Genomic DNA, 25715 nt, shown 5'->3' on the forward strand with positions numbered 1-25715 from the left:
GCCGTATCGCTACGGTATGATAAAAAACGTGGTGGTCAGTGCTCAATTCCTGGCTACCGACCTGCTAAAGCGCCCGGCTGCCAAAATGATTCACTTAAGGTAAAAGCAAAAGCCCGAACCTGCCAGCCGGCCGCCGCAGCGCCGGCCCACAGGTTCGGGCCTCGGGCCAAGACGCAAACTAGTCGCGACGCGCCATTTTGGCTTCGATGGAGTGCTGGGTGTGCGGTACGGCCCGCAGACGCTCCTTAGGAATCAGTTTGCCCGTGCCAATGCACACGCCGTAGGTGCCGTTTTTGATACGAACCTGGGCGTTTTCGAGCTGTTGAATGAACTTCATCTGGCGCGAAGCCAGCTGGTTCATGCTTTCTTTCTCGGCCGTTTCGGCGCCGTCCTCCAGCACTTTGGCCGAAGATGCGGTGGTGTCGGTCCCGGTGTCGTTGCTCCGGTTCAGGGTTTCTTTAATGAATGACAACTCCTTACGGGCCGCCGTCAGTTTTTCCTGAATAATCTGGTCGAACTCATTCAAGTCTTCCCGGGAATAGCGAATGTTGTCGTCGTTCATCGAAGGTGGTAAAAAAGAAATATGGGAGAGGTTGGGTCGTCACCGCTAGGCAACTCTCCGGCAACACCACCGGATACTAAATGGTTTGCCCGAGTCTAAGTGGACTTATTGCCACAAGCTGAAGCGGTTGAATGCTTGATTTTGCGGGCTCAAAGTTACGTAGCGCGGCGCGCTTTCCTCTTGTTCTGCTAAAAACCTAACATTTGGATAGCAGCCACAGCGGCTTCCACGCCCTTATTGCCGTGCTTGCCGCTGGCCCGGTCCCAGGCTTGCTCCAGCGTATTGGTCGTCACCAGGCCAAAAATGACCGGCTTGTTGAACTTCAGGCCTACCTGGGTAATGCCCTGGGCTACGGCATGGCAGATGTAGTCGTCGTGCTTGGTTTCGCCCCGAATTACCACCCCCAGGCAAATGACGGCGTCCATCTCGTCGTGTTGGGCCAGAAACTGCGCGCCCAGCGTGAGCTCGAAGCTGCCCGGCACGGTATTGCGGTAGATGTTCTCTGCCTTGGCCCCGTGCTTGAGCAAGGTATCGTACGCCCCGGCGCTGAGCACGTCGGTTATCTCCCGATTCCACTCGGCCACCACCAGCCCAAAGCGCTTTTCGCTGATATCGGTAAAATTGGAAGCGTCGTAGTCGCTGAGGTTTTGCAGAGCAGTAGCCATGTCAGAGGGGGCAGTCAGGGTTAAGAATTAAATTTGAGATGGGCCCACGGTGGGCAGCTTTCTTAAGAAGCAGCCGGGAAGAAGGTTTGCGCCGCGAGGTAAAAAAATTGCGCTTCCCCACTGCTGAGGAAGCGCAACAACATTCGGTCAAAGCGCCTTGCGGATTACTTCTCCAGCTTGGCTTTGTACTGGCGGGCTTCGGCTACTTCCTGGGCCGTGGGGTACTCGCTGATGATGCGGTCGTAGGCCTTGATGGCGCCTTCGGTATCGCCGGCTACTTCGCGGGCCGTGGCTTCCTTCAGTAGGTAGCCGGGCGAGAAGTACTCGTTGGCGTTGTGGTCGGCGGCTTTGGCGTAGAGGTCGGCCGCTTCCTTGGGCTTGTTCATCTCCATCTGGGCATCGCCCATCAGCGCGTAGGCGCGGCTCTGCACCAGGTAGTCGTCCGAGCTGAAGTCCTCCAGATAGTCGAGGGCTTCCTTGTACTTGCCTTGCTTCAGGGCTGCTACGCCGGCGTAGAAGTTGGCGAGGTTGCCGGCTTTGGTGTTGCCATACTCATTGGCCACAGTGGTCAGGCCGGGGGCTTTGCCGTCGCCCTTCACGGCTTTGTTCAGCGAGTCAGCCTCCCAGTAGTTCACGGCGCGGAACATGCTGGCCTGGGCCTTTGCATCCTGCGAATTGCGCCAGGTGTAAAAGCCAAAAGCTCCTACCACGGCCAGCACCACCAGCGCCAGCAAGCCCAACAACAGGTTGCGGTTGTTGCGCACGAAATTCTCCGACTCTACCAGTCGGGCGGCCAACGCGTCCGGGTCTTCCAGCAGCGGATTCTCAGACGGCAGGTTTTCGGCGGGCGCCAACGGGTCGGCCGGAACGTTCTGGGTGGTTTGCCCCTGACGGGCCTGCTGGCTCTTGCCAGTGTAAGGAATCTTCGACATTACGGAGAGAGTTTCAACAACAAGGCCTGCAAGCAAGCCGGATGGCCGGGTGGGCCGGTTTGATTAGTCGTGAATATAGGGGTAGTCGGCCTGTACGTACACGTCCTTGTACAATTCGTCGGGCGTGGGGTAAGGCGAGGTCTCGGCAAATTCTACCGACTCGGCCACCTGGGCCTTGATGCGCTCGTCAATGGCTTCGAGGTCGGCCTCCGTTGCCATGTTGTTGGTGAGGATGGTGTGGCGCACGCTTTCGATGGCGTCGCGGTGGCGGTAGTCTTCCAGTTCCTCTTTGGTGCGGTACTTGGCGGGGTCACTCATGGAGTGGCCTTTGTAGCGGTAGGTTTTAAACTCCAGCAAGGTGGGGCCATCGCCTTTGCGGGCGCGCTCGGCGGCGCGGGCTACGGCTTCGTGAATATCCTCCACGCGCATGCCGTTCACCGGCTCCGACGGCATGTCGTAGCTCAGGCCAATCTTGTAGAGGTCGGTCACGTTCGACGTCCGGGCCACCGAGGTACCCATGGCGTAGCCGTTGTTCTCAATCACGAAGATGACCGGCAGCTTCCACAGCATGGCCATGTTGAAGGCCTCGTGCAGGGCGCCCTGGCGCACGGCGCCGTCGCCCATGTAGCAGATGCAAAGCTTGCCCGTCTTGTTGTACTTCTCGGCAAAGGCAATGCCCGCGCCCATCGGTACCTGCCCGCCCACGATGCCGTGGCCGCCCATGAAACCAACCGCTTTGTCGAACATGTGCATCGAGCCGCCCTTGCCTTTTGAGCAACCGGTGGCTTTGGCAAATAGCTCGGCCATGATGGCATTGGGCGAGGTGCCCAGTGCCAAGGGGTGGGCGTGGTCACGGTAGGCCGTGATGTACTTATCGCCTACCTCCAACGCCGATACTGCCCCGGCTACGCAAGCCTCCTGGCCAATGTAGAGGTGGCAGAACCCTTTAATCTTTTGCTGGCCGTACAGCTGCCCGGCCTTGTCCTCAAACTTGCGCATGAGCTGCATTTGCTCGTACCAGCGCAGGTACGTCTCCTTGGGGAAGGAAGTCGAAGCGTTTGCTTCTCTGGAAAGGTCCGTCCCGGAGGCGGCCATGGTGGGCGCATCGGTACCAGGCATTACGGGGTCTGGTTGGACACTGGTGGACGCGGCTTTGCCTTTTCCTTTGGCTACTGAGCCATTGGTTGCCGTCGATTTATTAGAAGCAGCTTTTACTTTCGTATCCGCCATAGCAGTTTAAGGAAAATTTCGCGTTGGGAGGGCGAAATTACGTAAAAGTGCTGGCAATACCGAACCTTATGACCCTCGACTCCCTCCAGCTGCTTTTTTTTAAAAATTACGACGACGCTTCCCTGCGTTTATCCCCCGGCCTCAACTGCTTTATTGGCGATAACGGCAGTGGAAAAACCAATCTGCTGGATGCCATTCACTATTTGTCGCTCACCAAGAGCGCTATCACCGCTTCTGACGCCCTTTGCATTAAGCAAGGTGCTGATTTCTTTGTAGTTAAGGGAAATTTTTCTTCCGAAACGGCTCCCGAACACGAAACCATCCAGGTTAGCCTGCGGGCAGGTCAAAAAAAGACCCTCACCCATAACAAGCAGCCCTATGAACGCATGGCCGACCACATCGGTCGGTACCCCGCGGTGCTTATCTCCCCTTACGACACCGACCTCATTCGGCAGGGCAGCGAAGACCGCCGCAAGTATTTCGATAGCTTGATGGCTCAACTCGACCACGAGTTTCTGGAGCTACTCATTGCTTACAATGCCTTGCTCCGCCAACGCAATGCGGTGCTCAAGCAAGGCGGCGACCGCCCCTCGCACGGTTTCGACCGCGACTACCTACTGGCATTGGATGAACAGCTGGCTCCGATTGGGCAGCAGCTCACCTCACTCCGGGAGGCGTTTCTCGCCGAGTACGTCCCCATCTTTCAGCGCCATTACCGGCTGCTTGCCGATGGCCGCGAGTTTGTGACCCTAACCTATAAGAGCCAATTGCTCGGCGCTGACTTTGCCCAATTGCTGCGGAGCAATGAGCGGCGCGACTTTGCCCTGCAACGCAGCACCACCGGCTCGCACCGCGACGACTTCGTCTTTCTTATGGACGAACTGCCGGTGAAAAGCCACGCCTCGCAAGGGCAGCAGAAGTCCTTTGCCATTGCCCTTAAGCTGGCTCAGTTTGAAATGCTCGCGGCCAAGCAGCACCACAAACCCCTGCTTTTGCTCGACGACATCTTCGACCGCCTCGACGACAAACGCATTGCCCGCCTGCTTGAGCTGGTAGCCGACGAGACCTTTGGCCAGGTTTTTCTGACCGATACCAACCTGGAACGGACCGACCAGGCCCTTGCCCGGGTCTCCATTCCCATCCTCCGGTTTCGGGTGCAGGACGGTACAGTAGCGCCCGTTTAGAGCCGGTTAAGCGCTACCTTTGTGGCCCCCAAAACAGGAGCAGCTTTGCCCTTTTTGTTTGCCTGCCTTGCCTTGTGAAAAAGCCCTTCTCCCCTTCTCGCTCCGGTGACATCTCCCTCAAGGAAGGCCTCGAGGCATTGGTTCGGGCGTACCGCCTCCAGGGCAAGCTCAACGAGGTAACGGTGGTATCGAGCTGGGAGCGGGTCATGGGGAAAGCCGTAGCGCTGAAGACCCAGGAAGTGTACGTCAACAAAGGCCGGCTCTTTGTCCGTCTTAGCTCTGCTCCCCTCAAGCATGAGCTGCTCATGGCCAAGACCCGGGTTGCCGAGCTCATCAATGCCGAAGTGGGAGAAACCGTCGTCACGGAAGTCATTTTCCTGTAGCCATTCTTCTCGGCCCTCTTTTCGGCCACCGATACCCTTTGCCAGATTTAAGTCTGGCTAAAGCTCACAGTTTGTCTCTGCTGAGGGTGTCTCTATGGCCCAACATCGACAGTTGATTTCTGGGACTTAGCAGGAGCTATGGTGCTGCGCATGCCTTGATAATCGGCAAGCTATTTATGCATTCAACAGTAAGGCGGGGCAGGCATATCGGGTCTGGCGCTACGCTTACTCTTGGCTCCAAACAAGGCCAGCCTCCGCCTGTAAATCACGCCCGGCCTTTCATTAAAGCGGGCCCATGTCAGCAGTCTGTTACAGCCGCTCCCCTACCCCTGTGCGGACAAAAATGTTTCACGTGGAACATTTCTGTTACTTCGGCCCATACACTTTTAGCAATAGCTCATTGTAGGCCTCCAGAAGGGCGATGTACTTAGACTGGAGTATTAAAAGCTGCCGGGAAGGGTCAAGGTCAGGGGATTGCGACTGTGTTACACGACTTGTAACAACAGGTGTAACAACAGGACGCGGCGAAGATGTTACAAATGGCAAAGACGATTGTTGTACAGCTGTAAAGTCGTTTGAAAAATCATGATTAATAATCTCCCCCACTTTCTTTACGAAGTTGTAATCAATAGTATCTTCTTTGAATTTACGGTAAATAGTAGGACGTGTAATACCCAGTTCGTCCACGATACGCGTGATGGAAATACCGCTGTTTTTGATAGCTTCTTGCAGGATTTCGCCTTGATGTGGCATAATTAGAGTGTTACGTAACGCTTATGCAAATATGTTATACGGAGGTGGATAATACAAATATGTTCGAACAATAAAATTACAATTTATGTGTCACAATACATGATATACAGGTACACATTTTGTATCATTTACAATTAAACACTGTATCAACAACGTGTTACAAACGTTTACTGTAACACAGATGTAACACAATGGCACCCGACATAAAAGTGGCCATGACGTTGCCTAGCCCACATATTGCCTTGCCCGCATACCGCTTGTACTACTAGCCCTCCCGTGAAAGAATCGAGAGCAGCCGGTCGGGATAGTCTGTGGTCATGCCGTCGACGCCGAGGGCAAGGAGGCGTTGCATGTCTGCCGGTTCATTTACAGTCCAAGGCACCAAGCGGAGGCTGGGGAAATCTGTTCGCAAGGCCCGGACAGATTCTTCCATGACAGAATGAAAATCCGGTCCAAACGTGGAAGGTGTAAACCCTAGGTTGGCGATACTGAAAGGCCACGGTAGGTTGTCCTCAACCAAAAGGCAGGTAGCCAAATTGGGCTGAAGTTGGTGGGCCAATTGGAGAATGCGCACGTCAAAGCTGAGCAGCGTAGTGCGTGCCAACACCTGCGCCGCGCTCAGCTCAGACATGACTAGGGACAGGAATTCTGATGGCCCGGGATGAAAGATATTGTCTCCCTCGGGGCTGCTTTTGATTTCAACGGAGTAGCCAAGCGGCGGGCGCCCTAGCCGCTGGGTAGCGGCTTCCAGAGTGGCAAGCGCTTCGCTTAGCAGGGGCTTGTATGCGGGCGCCGAAACTTGCTCAGGAAAGCCCGGGTGCCGATGCTGGCCGCAGTCGCAACGGCGGATTTCGGCATAGGGCATTCGATACAGGTTGAACCGCTCCCTATCGTTTGAGCCTATACGCTGGCCGTTAGGGCCGAGGCAAATCTGGGAGTTGAGCCAGGGCTCGTGCGATACCACTACCTGCCTATCGGCGGAGATGACAACGTCCAGCTCGATAACGTCGACACCCAGCGACAACGCGTGCAGAAAGGCGTCCAGTGTGTTCTCGGGCCGCAGGCCACGGCAGCCCCGATGCCCGTGTACCTCTGGGCGGCGAGCGGTGAAAGGATGCGTTGAAAGTGGAGTAGGCATAGGCCAGCAGATGCGAATGAGGTGAATGGAAAAGAAGGTTGAACTGGATGATAGTGGCTCCATTCAAAGATTGCTAGTGAGCAGGGCGTAGAAGCCTCGTCCCTCAGGCCAAAGCTGAACGGCAGGTTTAGGGTACTTTTGCGGCTCATCACTATTGCTTACGCTTCATGAAAAAACTGCTGTTACTTGTATTGCTGCTGGCACTGGGCGCTGGCGGGTACTATTACTATCGGAGCCTTAAGAATGGCCCCAAGGGAGCATTGGTATCCGCTGCAGCTGCCGTACAGACCCACGACATGGCAACATTCGAGAAGTACGTAGACGTGAACAGCGTGACCACCCACCTGGTGGATGATGTAGCCCAACAAGGCTCTACATTGGCTTCGCTGGTACCCGGCGGGGGTTTGCTCATGGGCGGCGCCTTGCGCATGATTAAGCCGGCCTTAGCCAGCGCGGCGCATCAGGAAGTGCAGCGCTATGTGGAGACGGGCTCGCTGGAAGCGGCCGCTGCAGCTACTCCCAAGCGCTTGGTGAACCTGTCATTAACCGGATTGGCCAGTAGGGTTGTGAGCCCGGATAGTGAGTTCAAAGGCATCAAGTACACCCGCGAAGAAGGCGACAATGCCTTCGTTGGGCTGGAGGTGACGCAGCCCAGGTACGATACCACCATGGTGGTAGAAGTGAAGCTGCGCCGCCAGGGCGACCACTGGCAGATGACGCAAATCACGAACAGCGGGGAGTTGCTACGCGGCGCGGCGCAGTTGGAAAAGAAGCGGCTGCTGAACCCATAGGTTCCCTCGCCAATAAGGGTTGATAACGTTAAAAAAGAAAAGGCCCGTCGCAGATTTGCGACGGGCCTTTTCCGTTAGATGGTCCATTGGGGGAGGCTATACCACCCCGGTATTGGACTTGCCACGACCGGCAAACATGAAGTAGATGATGAGGCCGATGAAGGGGAAAAAGAAAATCACCGCGGCCCACAGAAGCTTCTTGCCGATGGTCCAGGGCTGGCGGAACACATCAAACATGGCAAAAAGGTCGAGCGCAAGAAGGACGTAGCCCCAGGTGCTCAAGCTGCCATTAGCATCGAAGCGGCTGCACGAGGTGGCAAGCATCATCAGGGGAAGCGCTAAGGCCGCAAAAGGCAAACGGGAAGCGAAATGGCGAAGGGTCTGCATGGAAAAGAAAGGAAAGTGAAAGAATGAACTATGCTCCCTTTACGCAATGCTTGCTAAATAGATTATACCAAATTTACTTTCAACCTTAAGTTATTGATTATCAAAATTTTGATTGAACAAACAAGCTTATCTGATTAATGAAAGCCGGCCCCGCGAATGGCATCAGGGCAAGCAGGAGTACCACGCCGTAGAGCGCGCCATAGAAGTGGGCGTCGTGGTTGATGTTGTCGGCCCGGCGCCGGCCCATGTACCAGGAGTAAGCCAGGTAAAGGACGCCGAAGACGAAAGGCTGAATGGGGAAAGGAATGGGGAAAATGATGATGCCGCCTCCGTTGTTATTGACCGGAAAAAGCAGGATGCTGGCGAACAGCACCGACGACACCCCGCCCGAGGCACCCAGGCTGCGGTAGCCCGGGTTATCGCGGTGCTGGAAGTACGTAGGCAAATCGGACAGGATGATGCCGCCGAGGTAGAGCAGCAGGAACAACCCCAGCCCAAAGACCTCGCCATAGCCCTCAGCCAAGGCCCGCAGCACCACCGGGCCGAAGGAGTAGAAGGCAAACATGTTGAACAGTAGGTGGGCCCAGTCGGCGTGCAGAAAGCCGGAGGTGAGCAGGCGGTACCACTGCCCGCCGGAGCGGGCCATGCGGTACGGCTCCATTATCCAGGCGTTCATCAGTTCGTCCTTGGACCAGGCGTAGGCGGAGATGGCGACCGTGAGGCCGATGAGAATCAGAATGGGATTGAACACGGTGGGTTAGTTTTCGCGGTCCATGAGCTGGAGCGCGAGGTGATGCAGGGGCTCCTTGCGCACAGCGGGGGCCGCCACGCGCTCCAAATGCTGAAGAGCATCCTGGAAGTAGGTATTGATGAGTGCTTCCGTCTGGGGACGAATTTCGAGCTCATCGTAGATGCTGCGCACGGCCAGCACCTTGGCATCGGCGTCGGTCACGGGCTGGGCGATTAGCTGGCGCAGGATGGTTTGCTGGGAATCGTTGGCCTGGGCCAGGGCGGTAAGCAGCAGAAAGGTCTTTTTGTCGGAAACGATGTCGCCGCCCACGCGCTTGCCAAAGGTGGCGGCGTCGCCGTAAACGTCGAGCAGGTCGTCGCGGAGCTGGAAGGCCAGCCCAATGTCGGTGCCGAACTGGCGGAGGTGGTCGGCGTCTTCCTCGGTGGCACCGCTGAGGCGGGCGCCCAGCTCCAGGCAGAAGCCCAGGAGCACGGCCGTTTTCAGCCGAATCATGTCCAGGTATTGGGCAATGCTAACCTGCGGCTCGGTCTCGAAATTCATGTCCCACTGCTGGCCTTCGCAGACCTCGGCGGCCGTCTGGCCGAAACGGCGCAGAATGGTGGGAAGCAGCTCGGCGGGCACGTCCAGGAACAGCTCGTAAGCCCGCACCAGCATCACGTCGCCGGAGAGGATGGCCACGTTCGGGTTCCATTTTTCGTGCACCGTGGCCTGGCCGCGGCGTAGGGGCGCCTGGTCCATGAGGTCGTCGTGGAGCAAGGTGAAGTTGTGGAAGACTTCGGTGGCCAGCGCGGGCTTGAGAATGGGCGTCAGCTCGTCGGTGAAGAGGTGGGCACCGAGCAGCGTGAGCAGCGGCCGAATGCGCTTGCCGCCCAAACCCATGATGTATCGGATGGGGGCGTACAACGTATCGGGCTGCTCGCCATAATTGAGCTGAGCGAGAGCAGCGGTGATTTGAGCGGGGAAGTCAGCAGGGGTCATATTGCGTGCAAAGAACGGGGGCGGCTGGCATCTTATTGGTCATTGGCATCTGCCCCTACCTGTCATCCTGAACGCAGCGAAGCGGAGTGAAGGACCTAAGAAGAGAAGAACAGCTGGCAGTAGATGAATACTGCTAACCGTTCAGCTTCCAAAAGGTCCTTCACTCCGCTTCGCTGCGTTCAGGATGACAGGCGTGGGTATGCTTTAAGGTTCTACCGGCGCTTGCCTTTGTGGGCGCCCTTCGCCATGCCGCCGCTGCTGTGGTCGCGGTAGCCACGAGGGGCTCCGCCGCCACGGGTGCGGCGGTCTTCGGCTTCACGCTTTTTCACGTGGTCGGGGCGGTTATCGACTAGTTCAAAGTCGATGGTGCGGTCGAGCAGGTTGGCAGATTTCACCACCACTTCCATCACGTCGCCGAATTGGATGATGCGCTTGGTCTTCTGACCTACGATGCGGTAGTTGTCCTTATCAAGCTCAAAGAAGTCGCCGGGAATGTCGCTCAGGCGCACCATGCCCTCGCACTTGTTCTCCTCGATTTCGATGTACATGCCGCGCTCGGTGAGGCCAGATACGACGCCCTTGAAGGTGTTGCCGATTTCGTCGGCCATGAACTCCACCTGCTTGAACTTAATGCTGGCTCGCTCGGCATTGGCCGCCAGTTTTTCGCGGGCCGAGGAGTGCTTGCATTCTTCTTCCACGGGGTCGACGGGCACGTTCTTGCCGCCGAGCAGGTAGTGCTCGAGCAGGCGGTGGGCCATCATGTCGGGGTAGCGGCGGATGGGCGAGGTGAAGTGCGAGTAGTGGTCGAAGGCCAGGCCGAAGTGGCCCAGCGGCTCGGTGCTGTAGATGGCCTTGGCCATGGTCCGGATGGCGAGGCCCTGGAGCACGTTCTGCTCGGGCTTGCCCACCACTTCCGAGCTCAGGTTGTTGAGCTCGGTGCTCACCTTTTTGGGGTTATCGAGCTTGAGCTGGTAGCCGAACTTCTGGGCGAAGAGGGCGAAGGTTTGCAGGCGTTCGGGCTCGGGCGCGTCGTGGGTGCGGTACACCATGGTGAAGCGTGGCTTGGTCTTTTTGAGGTTGAACACGAACTCGGCCACCTTGCGGTTGGCCAGCAGCATGAACTCCTCAATCATCTTGTGCGCGTCCTTGCGCTCCTTCACATACACGCCGAGGGGCTTGCCTTGCTCGTCGAGGCGGAACTTCACTTCCTGGGTTTCGAAGGTGATGGCGCCTTGTTTGAAGCGCTGGGCGCAGATTTTATGCGCCATGTCGTTGAGCACATTTATCTCCTCGGCGTGGTCGCCGGCCTTGCTCTCGATGCGCTCCTGGGCCTCCTCATAGGAGAAGCGGCGGTCGGAGTGAATGATGGTTTTGCCGAACCACGACTCGTAGAGCTTGCCGTTTTCGTCCAGCTCAAACACGGCTGAGAACGTCAGCTTGTCTTCGTGCGGGCGCAGCGAGCAGAGGCCGTTGCTCAGGCGCTCGGGCAGCATGGGAATCACGCGGTCCACCAGGTACACCGAGGTGGCGCGGTGCTTGCCCTCGCGCTCCAGCTCGGTGCCGGGGCGCACGTAGTGGGTCACGTCGGCGATGTGCACGCCTACTTCCCAGTGGCCGTTCTCCAGCTTCTGAATGCTCAGGGCATCGTCGAAGTCCTTGGCGTCGGCCGGGTCGATGGTGAAGGTGGTAATGTTGCGGAAGTCGCGGCGGCGGGCAATTTCCTCATCAGAAATAACCTCGCTGATGCCTTCCGATTCGGTTTCCACCTCCTCGGGGAATTCGAAGGGCAAGCCGAACTCGGCCATGATGGCGTTAATCTCAGCTTCGTTGCCGCCGGCCGCGCCGAAGTTGCGGACAACCTCGCCCACCGGCTGACGGCCGCTGTCTTCCGGAAACTCGTTGATGCGCACCAGCACCTTGTCGCCGTTGCGGGCATCGTGCAGCAAGTGCGGGGGCACAAACACGTCGAAGTACACCTTGCGGTTGTCGGCCTTCACGAAGCCGAGCGTGCCCTGCACCTGCAGGCGCCCGACGATTTCGGGGCGCACGCGCTTGAGCACTTCCACCACGTCGCCCACCGGGCGGCCGTCGCGGGAGCTGCGCAGGCGCACCCGCACCACGTCGCCCTGCAGCGCAAACTTGAGCTGGTCGGTGAACACGCGGATGTCGTCGGCATTGCCGGTGCCTTCGGGCACCACAAAGGCGAAGTTGGGCGTAGCCAAATCCACCGTGCCGATGACCGTGTTGGTATCGCGCTTCGGACGGGAGTCGTCGCCCACGTAGTCGAAGCCAGCCCCGCGGCGGCGGTGCACCACGGGGTCCTGGCCAAACTCGGCGGCGGCAAAACGCTCCACGTCCGGGCCTGTCGGCGGCTGGGCTTTTTTAGTCGATTTGCGGGCATTATACGGCATCAGTGCGGCGGCCACGGCTTCTGTATCGGCCAAGCGGTATTCGTCGTTCTGAAGCAGCGTAATGAGTCCGTTTTTGCGCAGCACCTTGATGTGGGCAAATATCTCCTCGCGCTGGCCCTTGGTCGTGACGCCGAGGCGGCGCGACAGCTGCCGGTAGGCAAGGACTTTGGTGGGGTTGTCGGTAAAGGCGCTCAGCACTTGGGCTTGCGTGATGGGCGCGGGTTCGGGCTTTTCGCGCTTGGCGCGGGGAGCCCGGGGAGTTTCGGGGGTGTTCATGTAAAAGAGTTGGCCGCCGAAAAGTTGATTGGTCGCAGGCGGCGAGAGCGGAAAAAATGGTTGGCCGAATTACCGGCACGGTAAGTAAAACGCGGCCGGCGCCGCTAGGTTGTAGCGCGGACTTTTAGTCCGCGCAGGTTATCGCAACGCGTCGTTTGAACACGAACTGCCTACAGCAGACTCTGTGGTGTGTCGCCGCAAGGAATTTGGTCGGGCGCGGACTAAAAGTCCGCGCTACAATTACGCTCGACTGGCTACGGCGGCTTCGATGTCGGCCAAGCTATCCTTCGGGATGGCAGCCAGCAAGCCCTGGGTGTATTCGTGTTGGGGAGCGGCGTAGATGCCCTCCGCCGGGCCGCTTTCCACGATGCGGCCCTGGTGCATGACCAGCAGCCGGTCACTCATAAACCGGGCCACGGACAGGTCGTGCGTGATGAATAAATAAGTGATGCCGAACTCGCGTTTGAGGTCGTTAAGCAGGTTGAGGACCTGCGCCTGCACCGAGACGTCGAGGGCCGAAACCGACTCGTCGCAGACAATCAGCTTGGGCTGCAAGGCCAGCGCCCGGGCTATGCAGATGCGCTGCCGCTGCCCGCCGCTGAACTCGTGCGGGTAGCGCTGGAAATGCTCGTCGCGCAGGCCCACGGTGCGCAGCAGCTCCATCACTTTCGCTTTTTGCTGCTGGCGGGTGCCGCCCACGTTGTGCACGCGCATCGGCTCCCAAATGGCCTCGCCCACCGTCAGCATGGGGTTGAGGGCCGCGTAGGGGTCCTGGAACACCAGCTGCAAATCGCGCCGACGGCGGCGCAAGTCCCCACTGGACAGTTTGGCCAAATCGGTTCCTTCGAACAGGATGCTGCCCGCCGTTGGTTCCGTGAGGCGGAGCAGCGCCCGGCCCAGCGTGGTTTTGCCGCAGCCCGACTCCCCTACCAGCCCAATGGTCTCGCCGGGGTAGAGCGTGAAGCTGACATCGTCCACGGCCCGCACGTAGTCGGTAGCCCGCCGGAAGAAGCCCTTGCGAAGCGGGAAGTAGACCTGGAGGTTTTGAACCTGGAGAAGCGGTTCAGTTGAGCTGGGCTTTTCGGCCACGAGCGGCTCGCTGACAGGCGCCGAAGTAAGCTCAACGGGGCGTGGAACACCCCCAATTGGGCTATGTTCCACGGGGAACGTTTTGGCGGTTTCAATTTTATCCCGTAACTGCTGTTCCTCCACGGCCGGCCAGGATTCCGCAAGTGCCTCATCTGGCAGCGGAAGCACGGGCGCGGGCTGGGCCAAAAGCTGCCCGCTGGCATCTTCCCGCATGAAATCGGCCACCACGGGCAGGCGTTTTTTGCCCACCGAGAGGCGCGGACGGCACGCCAAAAGGCCTTTTGTGTACGGATGTTGCGGATTTGAAAAAATATCCAGCACCCTCCCCTGTTCCACAACCTTGCCCCGGTACATCACCAGAATGCGGTCGGCGATTTCGGCCACCACGCCCAGGTCGTGGGTGATGAAAAGCACGGCGGTGTTGTGCTGCCGGCGCAGGTCGTCAATCAGGCGCAGCATGCGGGCCTGCACCGTCACGTCGAGGGCGGTGGTGGGCTCGTCGGCGATGAGCAGGGCCGGGCGGCAGGCCATGGCCATGGCAATCATCACGCGCTGCTTTTGACCACCCGAAATCTCGTGCGGGTAGCTGTTGAAAATGGCTTCGGGGCGCGGCAGTTGGGCTTCGGCAAATAGCTCAATGGTGCGCTGCTTGGCGGCCTTGGGCGTGCAGTCGGTGTGCAGCAGCAGGGCTTCCACCACCTGGCTGCCGCAGGTATACACGGGGTTGAGCGAGGTCATCGGCTCCTGAAAAATCATCCCGATGTCGTTGCCGCGCACCTGGCGCAGGTCGGTTTCGGAGAGTTTCAGCAGGTCGGTATTGCCGAGCTTTTCGGAGAGGAATACGGTGCTGCCGCTGGCAATGCGGCCGGGCGGCATCGGAATCAGCCCAAGCAGGGCCAGAGACGTCACCGATTTGCCCGAGCCCGACTCGCCCACAATGGCCAGCGTCTCGCCCCGGTTCAGCTCAAACGACACGTTGTCCACGGCCCGCACGTCGCCGCGGTGGCTGGAGAAGTCAATGGTGAGGTTGGAAACGGTGAGCAGCGGGTTGGGCACGGAGGGAAGTAATGGCGGTTTTTGAGCGATTTAGACATGCAAGAACGTCATGCTGAGCTTGCCGAAGCATCTCTACTGCTTCGTTGAGGTTAGCCGCCCCAACTTTCTAAATCAATGGCCTGCCAAGTCGGATTAAATGCAGTAATCAGCGCGTCTTTTTTTCGACGTGTCCAGCCTTTCAACTGCTTTTCCCGCGCTATGGCTTGCGTAGCATCAGGCGACGTTTCAAAGTAAACCAACAAATCAGCCTGATACCGCCCGGTAAATTTTCCTGCATCGCCCCGGCCGCGGCTGTGCTCATAAAGCCGTCGCGTCAGGTCGTTGGTAACGCCAATGTAAAGAACGGTTTGGGTTTGATTCGTCAGGATGTCAGGATGTAGACGTACACGTTGAAAATTTATGGCTTGCGAATAAGAGTGAAATACTCTTTATAAAACCTATAAATCTTCACGGAATCTTCCTTCGTGTACAGCTGCAATGTGTCCCCTTTTAGATTATAGCTCTCATTATGAAACACACCACTATGTTTTTGAGAGTCTAACACCAATTTCCCTGGAGTCTTATGCCAGATGCCTTTGTACGTATTTGTCTTTCGAGGACTGCTATGATACCAAGTTGAATATGCGAAAGTAGAATCGCTGAACAGCGTCACAATAAGATGAGAATGGTACGGACTTCCTCCCTCATATTTCTCTATAACATGCTTACGAGAAGGCAATAACAGCAGAACTGACAAGCTCAATACTTTCATTTTGAATTTGGCAAAGGATTGATGCTATCAGCTATTTTTGGTTAAAGCACTGTCAACGAAGCGGTAGAGATGCTTCGACTGCGCTCAGCATGACGGTCTAGTTGGCTGGCCTATTGCTACTAAAACTACAGCTACGCCAGGTTCTCAGTGTCAGGAGCTACTAAGGGAGCACGCTCCGGAGCAACGGCTTGATTCTCCTCTTGCTGATGGAAAAAGCGGCTCTGGTTGAGCAGAATCAAGGCCACGCCTACGAAAATGGAGGAATCAGCGATGTTGAAGATGGGCCAGAGCGACACGTACTTCCCTCCTAGCAGCGGCCAGTTTTGGGGCAAAAAGCCTTCGTAAATGTCTACGTACAGCATGTCGACCACTTGGCCGTAGAACCAGCGCGTGGGCGAGGCAAAGGGGGCGTTGTTGTAGATGATGCCGTAGAAAACTGAGTCGATGAGGTTGCCGACGGCGCCGCCTAAAATCAGGGCCATGCAGGCGATGTAGCCGGCCGAAGCCCGCTGGCGGCAGAGGCGGACAATGTAGTAGCTCAGGCCGAAGACAGCTAGCAAGCGAAAAGCCGTCAGAGCCAGCTTGCCGTAGGGCGCTGGCAATTCGGCCCCGAAGGCCATGCCCGGATTCAGCGTGTAATGGAGCTTAAACCAGTTGCCGAGCAAGGGAATTTCCCCCGCCATGCCGGGCTGCATGTAGGTGTGCACGGCCCACTTCGAGAGCTGGTCGATGGCAATAATGAGCAGGGCCAGCAGGAAGAACTTAGCGGCGGATTGCTGGCGATTGGTGAGGGTTGGGTGCATTCAGACGGTGCCAAAAGTGGCGAGAGCGACGGCCTGTTTTATTACCGTCTTTTTGTACCTTTTATAACTGACTGTCTGGGCTTTTGGGCCGATAAAGACGAGTTTATTTAACGTTTGTGCGACCGAGGACTCGCCGGGGTTTTGCGGCCCCGTCGAGTCGTTCAGCATCAAGCAGTTGCAACCTCCAAATGCACGGGCACGGAGTAGTCATCAAATTCGAGCACGGAACCGCCGTTCACGTTGGCCGCAAACGTCAGGGCCAGGGCCTGCGTTTCGGTGCGGATGTAGTCGCCGAACGCGGCCACAGCAGCCGTAAGCTCGGGCTGCTGGTCTGCCAAAGTGACGCGGATTTTGTCCTGCACTTCCAGGCCCGAGTCTTTGCGCAGGTTCTGCAGGCGGTTCACCAGCTCGCGGGCGAGGCCTTCCTGGCGCAGCTCGTCGGTCAGGGTCACGTCGAGGGCCACGGTGAGGGGGCCGTCGGTGGCCACGAGCCAGCCGGGCAAGTCGTCGGTGCGGATTTCCACATCGTCGGGGGCTAGCGTGATGGGCTGGCCATCTACTTCCACGGCGAGGCTTCCCTCCTTCTCCAGCTTGCTGATTTCCGCCGCCGTCATCTGCTGAATGCGGGCACCCACGGCCTTCAGGCGCGGGCCGTATTGCTGGCCGAGGCGCTTGAAATTGGGCTTCACCGACTTCACCAGCACGCCGCTTTCGTCGTCGAGGAACTCGATGTGCTTCACGTTGATTTCGGCGCAAATCAGGTCCTCCACGAGGCCGACCTGCTCCTTGGTCGAGTCGTTCAGCACCGGCACCAGGATGCGCTGCAGGGGCTGGCGCACCTTCAGCACCGACTTTTTGCGCAGCGAGTGGGCCAGCGAGCTGATGCGTTGGGCCAGCTCCATACGCTCCTCCAGCCTCGGGTCGATGCGGGCAGTGTCGGCTTCCACCAACAGCGTCAAATGCACCGATTCCGGGGCCAGGGGCGTGTTTTTGGCCACGGCCTCGGCGCGCATGCCGTCGGTCATGTTCTTGTACAGCCACTCACCGAAAAACGGCGCGATGGGCGACATGAGTTGAGCTACGACAACCAGGCATTCCTGCAGGGTTTCGTAGGCGGCGCGCTTGTCGGCGGTCAGTTCGCCTTTCCAGAAACGGCGGCGCGAGAGGCGCACGTACCAGTTCGAGAGCTGGTCGGTCACGAAATCCTGGATGGCGCGGGCGGCCTTCGTGGGGTCGTAGCTGTCCAGATGGCCGCGCACTTCCACAATCAGCGACTGCAACTTGCTCAGAATCCAGCGGTCCAGCTCGCTCAGTTCCGAGAGCGGAATGCGGTTGAATTCGCTGGTTTGAAACTCGTCCAGATTCGCGTAAAGCGCATAGAACGAGTACGTATTGAACAGCGTGCCGAAGAAACGGCGCTGCACCTCGGTCACGCCGGCGGGGTCGAACTTGAGGTTGTCCCACGGTGGCGCGTTAGCGATGAGGTACCAGCGGGTGGCATCCGGGCCGAACTGCTTTATGGTGGCAAAGGGGTCGACGGCGTTGCCGAGGCGCTTGCTCATCTTCTGGCCGTCCTTGGCCAGCACGAGGCCGTTGGCAATCACGTTTTTGAAGGCCACGGAGTCTTCCAGCATCACGGCCAGGGCGTGCAGCGTGAAGAACCAGCCGCGGGTTTGGTCCACACCTTCGGCAATGAAATCGGCGGGGAAGTTCTTCTGGAATTTCTCGGCGTTTTCGATGGGGTAGTGCCACTGCGCGTAGGGCATGGCCCCGGAGTCGAACCACACGTCGATAAGGTCGGGCTCGCGGTACATGGGCTGGCCGGTGGGGCTCACGAGGAATATATCGTCCACGTAGGGCCGGTGCAGGTCCACTTTTTCGCCGTTGGCGTAGGGATTGTGGGTCATGACTTCGGCCGCAACGGCCTTGTCAATCTCCGTTTTCAGCTGCGCTATGCTGCCGATGCACAGCTCCTCGGTGCCGTCCTGCGTGCGCCAGATGGGCAGCGGCGTTCCCCAGTAGCGCGAGCGGCTCAGGTTCCAGTCCACTAGGTTTTCGAGCCAGTTGCCGAAGCGGCCGGTGCCGGTGCTTTCGGGCTTCCAGTTGATGGTTTTGTTGAGCTCAATGAGCCGGTCTTTCACCGCCGTGGTCTTGATGAACCAGGAATCGAGCGGGTAGTAGAGCACGGGCTTGTCGGTGCGCCAGCAGTGCGGGTAGGTGTGCTCGTACTTCTCCACTTTGAAGGCCGTGCCGTCGCCCTTCATCTTGATGACGATGCTCTCATCCAGCGTTTTATAGTCGGCGCCGGATTCGTCGTGTCCGTCGTAGTTCTTCACCCAGCGGCCCGCAAACTCGCCCATTTGGGGCACGTAGCGGCCCGTCCGGTCCACGATGGGGCCGAGCGTGCCTTCGGCATCCGGCACCATCAGCGCCGGGATGTCGGCCAGCTGCGCGGCCCGGAAGTCATCGGCGCCAAACGTAGGCGAGATGTGCACGATGCCCGTGCCATCCTCCGTGGTCACGAAGTCGCCGTTGATGACGCGGAAAGCCCGCTCCTCGCCTTCAAACGGCGTGAAATCGAACAGGCGCTCGTACTTGATGTCGATAAGGTCCGCACCGGTAAACTCGCCTAGTACACGCCAGGGCAGCACCTTGTGGTCGCTTTCGGCATAGCCTTCCAGCGGCGCGGCGGCGCCTTTTTCGTTGAAATAACGGCTCACCAACGCCTTGGCCAGCACCACGTGGATGGGCTCGTAGGTGTAGGGGTTGAAGGTGCGAATCAGCTGGTACGGGATGTTCTTGCCCACGGCCAGACCAGTGTTGGCGGGCAGGGTCCAGGGCGTAGTCGTCCAGGCTAGGATGAACACCTTGGCGTCGTTGCCAGCCAGAGCAAACAGCTTCTCCGCAACCGGGCCCGGCTTCACCTTGAACTGCGCCACCACGGTCGTGTCTTTCACGTCGCGGTAGGTACCGGGCTGGTTCAGCTCGTGCGAGCTGAGGCCGGTACCGGCGGCCGGCGAATACGGCTGAATGGTATAGCCCTTGTACAGCAAGCCCTTGTCGTAAAGCTTCTTGAGCAGCGCCCAGCAGCTTTCGATGTACTCCGGCTCGAAGGTCACATAAGGGTCGTCGAGGTCGACCCAGTAGCCCATTTTCTCGGTCAGGTCGTCCCACTGCGCCTTGAAGCGCATGACGGTTTCCTTGCAGCGCTGGTTGTACTCCTCCACGCTGATTTTCTTGCCGATATCCTCCTTCGTGATGCCGAGCTCCTTCTCCACCTGCAGCTCAATGGGCAGGCCATGGGTGTCCCAGCCGCCTTTGCGGGGCACTTGCTTGCCCTGCAGCGTCTGGTAGCGGCAGAAGATATCCTTCACCGTGCGGGCCATGACGTGGTGGATGCCGGGCGCGCCGTTGGCCGAGGGCGGGCCTTCGTAAAACACGAACGTGGGCTGGCCTTCGCGGCTGCTCACGCTCTTTTCAAAGATGCCGTGCTCCTTCCACCAGGCGAGGATGTCCTCGCCCACCTGGCCATAATTGAGCGGCTGCTTGTATTCGGGGTATTTCATGTAGTGAGTGTGTCTATCAATCATTCAGCTCGTCATGCTGAGCGCAGCCGAAGCATCTCTGCCTCGGAAGTAATCAATGCTAGCTCAACGAAGCGGTAAAGATGCTTCGGCTGCGCTCAGCATGACGTTCTTCTAATTCAACGCCTAGGAGTGACCGGCTATTCGCCCAGTTCGCCCCGGCGCTGCACCGTCATTTTATCAAGGTTTAGCTCCAAATCGTCGTCTTCTTCGTGGTACGACTCGTCATAGTGCCGCACCAGCGCATTGTCGTCAATGAAGTTGCCTTTGCCGTGCTCAAAGGTGACCAATAGGCAAGGCAACAAAATCAGGTTGGAAAAATTCGTAATCAGCAGCGAAGCCGACATCAGTAGGCCCAGGGCCTTGGTGCCGCCAAACTCGCTGAAGGCAAAAATGCTGAAGCCCACAAACAGCACAATGCTGGTGTAAATCATGCTGGTTCCAGCCTCGCTTAGCGTTACCGATACGGCTTCGCGCACGCGCTGGCCATTCAGAGCCATTTCCTGCCGGAATTTGGCCAGCAGGTGAATGGAGTTGTCGCCGTCGATGCCCAGGGCGATAACGAAAATCAGGGCCGTGCCGGGCTTGAGCGGAATGTTGAAATAGCCCATGATGCCGGCGGTGAGTATCAGCGTTACGGCGTTGGGCACTAGGGCAAACAGCACCGTGCGGGCCGAGCGGAACAGAATCAGCACCACCAGCCCAACCAGCCCAAACGCCAGCAACAGGCTTTCCTGCAGGGTGTTGATGATGTACTCATTGCCCTTTGTGAACAGGATAGTGGTGCCGGTGGGACGCACATCCATACCCGTGCCGTTGAAAATGCGATGCATCTCGGGCAGGATTTTGTTATTCATCAGGGTGTCGAGATTGCGCGAGCCGATGTCGGCAATCTTAAGGCTGATGCGGGCCTTCTGGCCTGTGCTGTCCACAAACGAGCGAATCAGCTTGCTGTCCATGCCCGCGCCGGTTCCTTTGGAATTGGCCAGGCTGCTGAGAATGAAGTTTTTATCGGAGTTATCCGGCAGGCGGTAGAATTGGGGGTCGCCGTTATAGTAGGCCTGGGTGGCCGCCTTCAGGAAGGTAACGATGCTGATGGGCGAGGTTACTTCGGGCTGGGTACGCAGGAAGTTTTCGAACTGGTTGATTTTTTCCAGGTTCTTGAGCTTGAGCAGGCCGCGCTTTTTGTGGGTATCCACCACAAATTCGAGCGGCATCACGCCGTTGAAGTGGCGCTCAAAAAAGGTCAGGTCGGAGTTGACGGAGCTGCCTTTGGGCAGGTCGTCGACCATAAACGACACGGCCTCGATGCGCCGAATGCCAATGGCGGCCCCCAGCACGAGCACCAGCGCCAGCACGTACACCGTGGGGCGGCGGTCCATCACCAGGTAGTCGAAAAACTCCAGCAGCTTGGTGAGGGGCTTGGCGTCGAGGTGCTCGAGCTGCTTGGGCGTGGGGGGCGGCAGGTAGGTAAACACGGCCGGAATCAGCAGGAAGCTGATGATGAAGGCCACGAAAATATTGACCGTGGCCACCAGCCCAAACTGGAACAGAATGGCGATGTCGGTGAAGCAAAACACGAAAAAGCCCACGGCGGTGGTCGTGTTGTTCATCAGGGTCACGAGGCCGATTTTGCGGATTACCCGCGTCATGGCTAGCATCTGGTTGCCCGATTTGCGGTAGTCGTAATGGTAGCGCGAAAGCAGGTAGGTGCAGTTCGGAATACCAATGACAATGATGAGACTGGGAATCAGGCCGGTGAGCAGGTTGATTTTGTAGCCCAACAGCACAATGGAGCCAATGGCCCACACCGCCGTAACGCCTACCACCAGCAGCGGAAACACCACCGCGGCCCAAGTCCGGAAAAAGGCCAGCAGCGTGATACCGGTCACAATCATCGCTAGAATGGTAAAGAAGGTCATTTCCGACCCCACCTTGCTGGTCATGGTGTAGCGCACGTAGGGCAGGCCGGCGTAGTGCAGGCGGATGTTGGTCTTCTTCTCGAAGGCCTTGGCGTAGCCCAGAATGTTCTTCATCACGGCCTGGCGGCGCGACGAGTTGAGGTACTTCGGGTCCATGGTCAGGGCCAGCAGCGTGGCCCCCGTCGTTGGGCTGATGAGCTGCCCCTTGTAGAATTCGACCTTGTTGACCTCGCGCATCAGGCTGTCGAGCTCGGCCTGGGTGCGCGGAAACGTCTTGAATATTGGCTCGGTCTTGAACTGGTTCGTGACCGTGTCTTTGCGGATGGCCAGCAGCTTGGTCACACTCAGCACGCCGCTCACGCCGGGCACTTTGGCCAGCGTGTCGGTGAGGGTGCGCAGCTCGTTGAAGTTGCCCAGCTTGTATACGGCGCTGTCTTGCAAGCCCAGCACCAGCACGTTAGCATCTTCGCCGAAGGTCTTTTTGAACTGCTGGAAGTACAGCATGTCCGGGTCCTGCGGACTGACTACCTGGGCAAAGTCGTAGGTCATCTCCACGTCCTTGGCTTTCCAGGCCATAAACACGGTGATGACGGCCAGCACCGCAATGAGCGTGCGCCGGAACCGGATGATGAACAAGGCGAGGGAGGCCCACATAAAATCCTGCAAAAAGGCAAAGTTACATAAGCGCGGGCGCGGGGAACCTCACCCCTGCCGGGCACGGGCACGGCCCCTCTCCTGCGGAGAGGGGAGCCGGACGGACGTAGGGGCGGGGCTTGCCCCCGCCCGCCGTTCGCGCCGTTTCCACGATTCCGTTCAACGACGGGCGGGGCGAGCCCCGCCCCTACGCGCAAAAAGCCCCGATTCCTCTCTAGAATTGGGGCTTTTTGTTTAACGAACTTTCTCGCAATGACCGTTACTTACAGCTTCTCAAACACGCGGCGGAAGCTCACAGCCTCACTGATGTACTGGCGTAGCGTCGAACTTACTGACAACCACGCACTACAGTAACTGGTAAAGTCTTAGCCTGTACAGCTCGGGGAACTACCGTTATTGTAGGAGCAGCCACATCTTGAATACCTGTAAAAGGCTGTTCATTCAGCGCTGCCAAACCTGCGAATGTTTCCCGGCCGGTTATCACAGCTTGGAGCGAAGTTGTTGGGCAAAAGTTATTACCTCTGCGATTTGTTTTGTGAAATTGAAACTGACCATACAATATATCAGCATCCATCGCCTGTCGCCCGAGACTGTAGCAACTCCCTTCTGTTGTGCAAACCACTTGCATGGGGCTCTTTGACAAAAAGGGAATCAGCACCGTGCTGTTGCTACCTAAGCGTTGTCCTACACCATCTGCCTCACCATCTACAGCAACGTGGTAAAAATATTGCTGATTTTGATTGCGCATTAGTAAAGCACCTTCTCCAGTAGGTAGCAAATCAAAATCTGTCATTGCCGAACTGGTGAAATAATACGTGGCTTTCATCCGGCGGCCTGAAGAGCTCAATTGTAGCAGACAATTACTTCCCGGGTCTTGTAAGGCTACTAGTACTGTGCCATCGGCCAGTGCTCGCAGTTGCCCTCCCTCCGGTTTCGTTTCTACTTGCGAATTGACATAGCTCACCGCTTGTTCTGCTACTCCTACCGCGGAAAAACGAGTAAAAAACGCCCCGCGCAAAGCCCGGGCTACCATTACCAACTTACCTGTAGGCAACTCTACCAGTTGAGGTCCTTCTACTTGAGTGGAAGAAAAAGCAGTTTTACGCTCCCACCGTAAATTCCCAACAGGGTCAAGCCCAAACAATATCAGTGCTTCCCGCTCGGCAGTATACACTACACTTCCCCCGTCGGCCAGAGGCAATACGCCATAGCTCACCGCATTTATTTGGCTGGTAGGCGTGGTGCTGTATTCGTTGCTCCATTGCACCACACCTTGGTCATTTAGCCGGGCCACGACAAAGGAAGTGCTACCCGTAGTGAGCGTACCTGGACTACGCACCACCACAAGACCACCTCCACTTGGGCAAGGAGCAAAAGCCCCAGAACCGGTCACTGATGGCATACTGTATGTTTTGGCCCATACCGGACGGCCCGCTGTATCAATTCGCACTACAGTAGTCGCAGCGAAATAGCCCGTGCTGAACGACACGTCGGCTGCACTCACAAACTGAGCCCAAAAGGGTTCGCTATTGCTGCGTCCAGGATACAGATTCACTAGTTCGTTAAGGACCTTGGGGACAGTAATCATACTACTGTGGCCCAACGGCTGCGGCAAAGCCGGCCCCGTCGGGACCGTCACGACTGGTGATGGCAAATCAGGTTCATGGGTCGACTTACACCCGGTCATAACCGCAATGGCAAGCACAATAAAAATTTCTGTTTTCATCCTGCGCTTGCCATTGTGGTGTGATTTCATTCCTGATTTACCTACAGCTTCTCAAACACGCGGCGGAAGCTCACGGCCTCGCCGATGTAGCTGCGCAGCTCCGAAATCGGCATGCGGGTTTGCTCGCGGGAGTCGCGGTGGCGCACGGTCACGGTGTCGTCTTCAAGGGTCTGGTGGTCGACGGCGATGCAGAAGGGCGTGCCGATGAGGTCCTGGCGGGTGTAGCGCTTGCCGATGGCGTCGCGCTCTTCGAGCACCAGGCGGAAGTCAAACCGCAGGTCGTCGAAAATGGCCTGGGCTTTCTCGGGCAGGCCGTCTTTGCGGACGAGCGGGAAGATGGCGGCTTTCACCGGGGCCACCGCCGGGTGCAGCTTCAGGAAGGTACGGGTTTTGGTTTGCTGGGCGTCGCCCTCTCCTTCGGTGATGGTTTCTTCGGCGAAAGCCTGGCACATCGTGGCCAAGAACAGGCGGTCGGCGCCCACAGATGTTTCCACCACGTAGGGCACGTAGTTGCCGTAGGGCTTGCCGGTGGCGGGGTCCACGTCGTTGTCGAAGTACTGCTGCTTTTTGCGGCTCAGGGCCTGGTGCTGTGTCAGGTCGAAGTCGGAGCGGGAGTGAATGCCTTCGATTTCCTTGAAGCCGAAGGGGAATTCATACTCAATATCCACTGCGGCCTTAGCGTAGTGGGCTAGTTTGTCGTGGTCGTGGAAGCGCAGCTTCTCAGCCGGCAGGCCCAGCGCCTCGTGGAAGCGGCGGCGGGCGGCCTTCCAGGTGTCGTACCACTCGCCTTCGGTGCCGGGACGCACGAAGAATTGCATCTCCATCTGCTCAAACTCCCGCATCCGGAAGATGAACTGCCGGGCCACAATCTCGTTCCGGAAAGCTTTGCCGATTTGGGCAATGCCGAAGGGAATCTTCATGCGGGCCGACTTCTGCACGTTCAGGAAGTTCACGAAGATGCCCTGGGCGGTTTCGGGGCGCAGGTACACGGGCGGCGCATCCGAATCCACGGCCGAGCCCTGAGTCGAGAACATCAGGTTGAACTGGCGCACTTCGGTCCAGTTGCCGGTTTTGGAAACGGGGCAGAGAATTTTCTCGTCGATAATAAGTTGGCGCACGCCAGCCAGGTCGTTTTCGGTGAGCAGGCGGCCCATTTCGGCCGTGAGGGCCGCGCCGCGGGCGGGGTCGCCGGCATTTTCGTACTCGGCAGCTTTTTCTTCGAGCAGCACGTCGGCGCGGTAGCGCTTCTTACTGTCGAGGTTATCCACCATGGGGTCGTTGAAGCCGTCGATGTGGCCCGAGGCTTTCCAAGTCTGGGGCGCCATAAAAATGGCCGCGTCGATGCCCACCACGTCGTGGTGCAGCTGGGTCATGGCCTCCCACCACAGGCGCTTGAGGTTGTTTTTCAGCTCCACGCCGTTGGGGCCGTAGTCGTACACGGCGGCTAGGCCATCATAGATTTCGGAGGACTGAAATACGAAGCCGTATTCCTTGGCGTGGGCCACAATATCCTTGAGCTGGGTGGTTTCGAGTGCTGGGTTCATGCTTACAAAAGTAGGCCGATGTGGCAGAAGCTGAAACTACTGCGTAGAAGGCACGAAATATTCAGTTAACGCTTACTCCCTACTTCGCGTCACAATTCGGTAACATAGCCGGGACAAGCCTCCTCCCTACCTTTGGCGCGTGATT

20 protein-coding genes are annotated in these 25715 nt (G+C 58.0%); 3 read left to right on the plus strand and 17 right to left on the minus strand.

The features are described from left to right. Positions 1–178: 178 nt before the first annotated feature. The 4 genes from LJ738_RS10065 to pdhA all read right to left on the minus strand — a co-directional run bounded on the left by LJ738_RS10065 (position 179) and on the right by pdhA (position 3254). Positions 179–562: a TraR/DksA family transcriptional regulator gene (locus LJ738_RS10065; RefSeq protein WP_068190433.1), complete on the minus strand. Its 384-nt coding sequence runs from the start codon at positions 560–562 to the stop codon at positions 179–181. A gap of 188 nt (positions 563–750) precedes the next feature. After that, positions 751–1227 carry a 6,7-dimethyl-8-ribityllumazine synthase gene (gene ribH, locus LJ738_RS10070; protein ID WP_068190439.1) on the minus strand — a complete coding sequence of 159 codons (477 nt, stop codon included), beginning with the start codon at positions 1225–1227 and terminating at the stop codon, positions 751–753. Positions 1228–1391: 164 nt separating this feature from the next. Further along, positions 1392–2159, minus strand: coding sequence for a tetratricopeptide repeat protein (locus LJ738_RS10075; RefSeq protein ID WP_227786192.1), 768 nt, complete (start codon positions 2157–2159; stop codon positions 1392–1394). 63 nt (positions 2160–2222) lie between these two features. Beyond that, on the minus strand, positions 2223–3254 hold the full coding sequence (gene pdhA, locus LJ738_RS10080; RefSeq protein ID WP_227786237.1) for a pyruvate dehydrogenase (acetyl-transferring) E1 component subunit alpha: 1032 nt from the start codon (positions 3252–3254) through the stop codon (positions 2223–2225). A gap of 203 nt (positions 3255–3457) precedes the next feature. On the opposite strand from pdhA, the gene recF reads away from it, so the two are divergent. After that, entirely contained in the window at positions 3458–4573 is a 1116-nt protein-coding gene (gene recF, locus LJ738_RS10085) for a DNA replication/repair protein RecF (protein ID WP_227786193.1), read from the plus strand. 74 nt (positions 4574–4647) lie between these two features. Then, the gene (locus LJ738_RS10090; RefSeq protein WP_227786194.1) at positions 4648–4956 is read left to right on the plus strand and encodes a DciA family protein; all 309 of its coding nucleotides are present in this window, start codon (positions 4648–4650) and stop codon (positions 4954–4956) included. A 366-nt stretch (positions 4957–5322) separates the two neighbouring features. Here the strand turns inward: LJ738_RS10090 and LJ738_RS10095 are convergent, their stop codons facing one another. Both LJ738_RS10095 and LJ738_RS10100 read right to left on the minus strand, forming a co-directional pair. Next, a complete protein-coding gene (locus tag LJ738_RS10095) occupies positions 5323–5709 on the minus strand; it encodes a helix-turn-helix domain-containing protein (protein WP_227786195.1) in 387 nt (128 codons plus the stop codon). A gap of 265 nt (positions 5710–5974) precedes the next feature. Then, positions 5975–6910 (minus strand): glycerophosphodiester phosphodiesterase family protein, encoded by a 936-nt coding sequence (locus LJ738_RS10100; protein WP_317206795.1) that lies wholly within the window; start codon positions 6908–6910, stop codon positions 5975–5977. Between the two features lie 104 nt (positions 6911–7014). Between LJ738_RS10100 and LJ738_RS10105 the strand changes: the two genes are divergently transcribed. After that, complete coding sequence (locus tag LJ738_RS10105; protein ID WP_227786197.1) at positions 7015–7638, plus strand: hypothetical protein; 624 nt, start codon at positions 7015–7017, stop codon at positions 7636–7638. Between the two features lie 96 nt (positions 7639–7734). Here LJ738_RS10105 and LJ738_RS10110 read toward each other — a convergent pair whose 3' ends face one another. From LJ738_RS10110 to LJ738_RS10160, 11 genes are all read right to left on the minus strand, one after another. Continuing rightward, entirely contained in the window at positions 7735–8025 is a 291-nt protein-coding gene (locus LJ738_RS10110) for a PLD nuclease N-terminal domain-containing protein (RefSeq protein ID WP_227786198.1), read from the minus strand. Positions 8026–8125: 100 nt separating this feature from the next. After that, the gene (locus tag LJ738_RS10115; protein ID WP_227786199.1) at positions 8126–8776 is read right to left on the minus strand and encodes a rhomboid family intramembrane serine protease; all 651 of its coding nucleotides are present in this window, start codon (positions 8774–8776) and stop codon (positions 8126–8128) included. A 6-nt stretch (positions 8777–8782) separates the two neighbouring features. After that, positions 8783–9754, minus strand: a complete 972-nt coding sequence (locus tag LJ738_RS10120) for a polyprenyl synthetase family protein (RefSeq protein ID WP_227786200.1) — start codon at positions 9752–9754, stop codon at positions 8783–8785. A gap of 212 nt (positions 9755–9966) precedes the next feature. Beyond that, on the minus strand, positions 9967–12441 hold the full coding sequence (gene rnr / locus LJ738_RS10125; RefSeq protein WP_227786201.1) for a ribonuclease R: 2475 nt from the start codon (positions 12439–12441) through the stop codon (positions 9967–9969). Positions 12442–12681: 240 nt separating this feature from the next. After that, the gene (locus LJ738_RS10130) at positions 12682–14586 is read right to left on the minus strand and encodes an ABC transporter ATP-binding protein (RefSeq protein WP_227786202.1); all 1905 of its coding nucleotides are present in this window, start codon (positions 14584–14586) and stop codon (positions 12682–12684) included. A gap of 89 nt (positions 14587–14675) precedes the next feature. Beyond that, positions 14676–14987, minus strand: coding sequence for a GIY-YIG nuclease family protein (locus LJ738_RS10135; protein ID WP_317206796.1), 312 nt, complete (start codon positions 14985–14987; stop codon positions 14676–14678). 481 nt (positions 14988–15468) lie between these two features. Next, positions 15469–16140: a lipoprotein signal peptidase gene (locus LJ738_RS10140; RefSeq protein WP_227786203.1), complete on the minus strand. Its 672-nt coding sequence runs from the start codon at positions 16138–16140 to the stop codon at positions 15469–15471. 167 nt (positions 16141–16307) lie between these two features. Further along, positions 16308–19706 (minus strand): isoleucine--tRNA ligase, encoded by a 3399-nt coding sequence (gene ileS, locus LJ738_RS10145; protein WP_227786204.1) that lies wholly within the window; start codon positions 19704–19706, stop codon positions 16308–16310. Positions 19707–19864: 158 nt separating this feature from the next. Then, positions 19865–22300, minus strand: a complete 2436-nt coding sequence (locus LJ738_RS10150) for an efflux RND transporter permease subunit (RefSeq protein WP_227786205.1) — start codon at positions 22298–22300, stop codon at positions 19865–19867. Positions 22301–22628: 328 nt separating this feature from the next. Next, complete coding sequence (locus tag LJ738_RS10155; RefSeq protein WP_227786206.1) at positions 22629–24056, minus strand: PQQ-like beta-propeller repeat protein; 1428 nt, start codon at positions 24054–24056, stop codon at positions 22629–22631. 11 nt (positions 24057–24067) lie between these two features. Next, positions 24068–25570, minus strand: a complete 1503-nt coding sequence (locus LJ738_RS10160) for a glycine--tRNA ligase (RefSeq protein WP_227786207.1) — start codon at positions 25568–25570, stop codon at positions 24068–24070. Between the last annotated feature and the right edge of the window lie 145 nt (positions 25571–25715).

It is taken from the genome of Hymenobacter plasmatis, from assembly GCF_020711255.1.
GTDB lineage: Bacteria > Bacteroidota > Bacteroidia > Cytophagales > Hymenobacteraceae > Hymenobacter.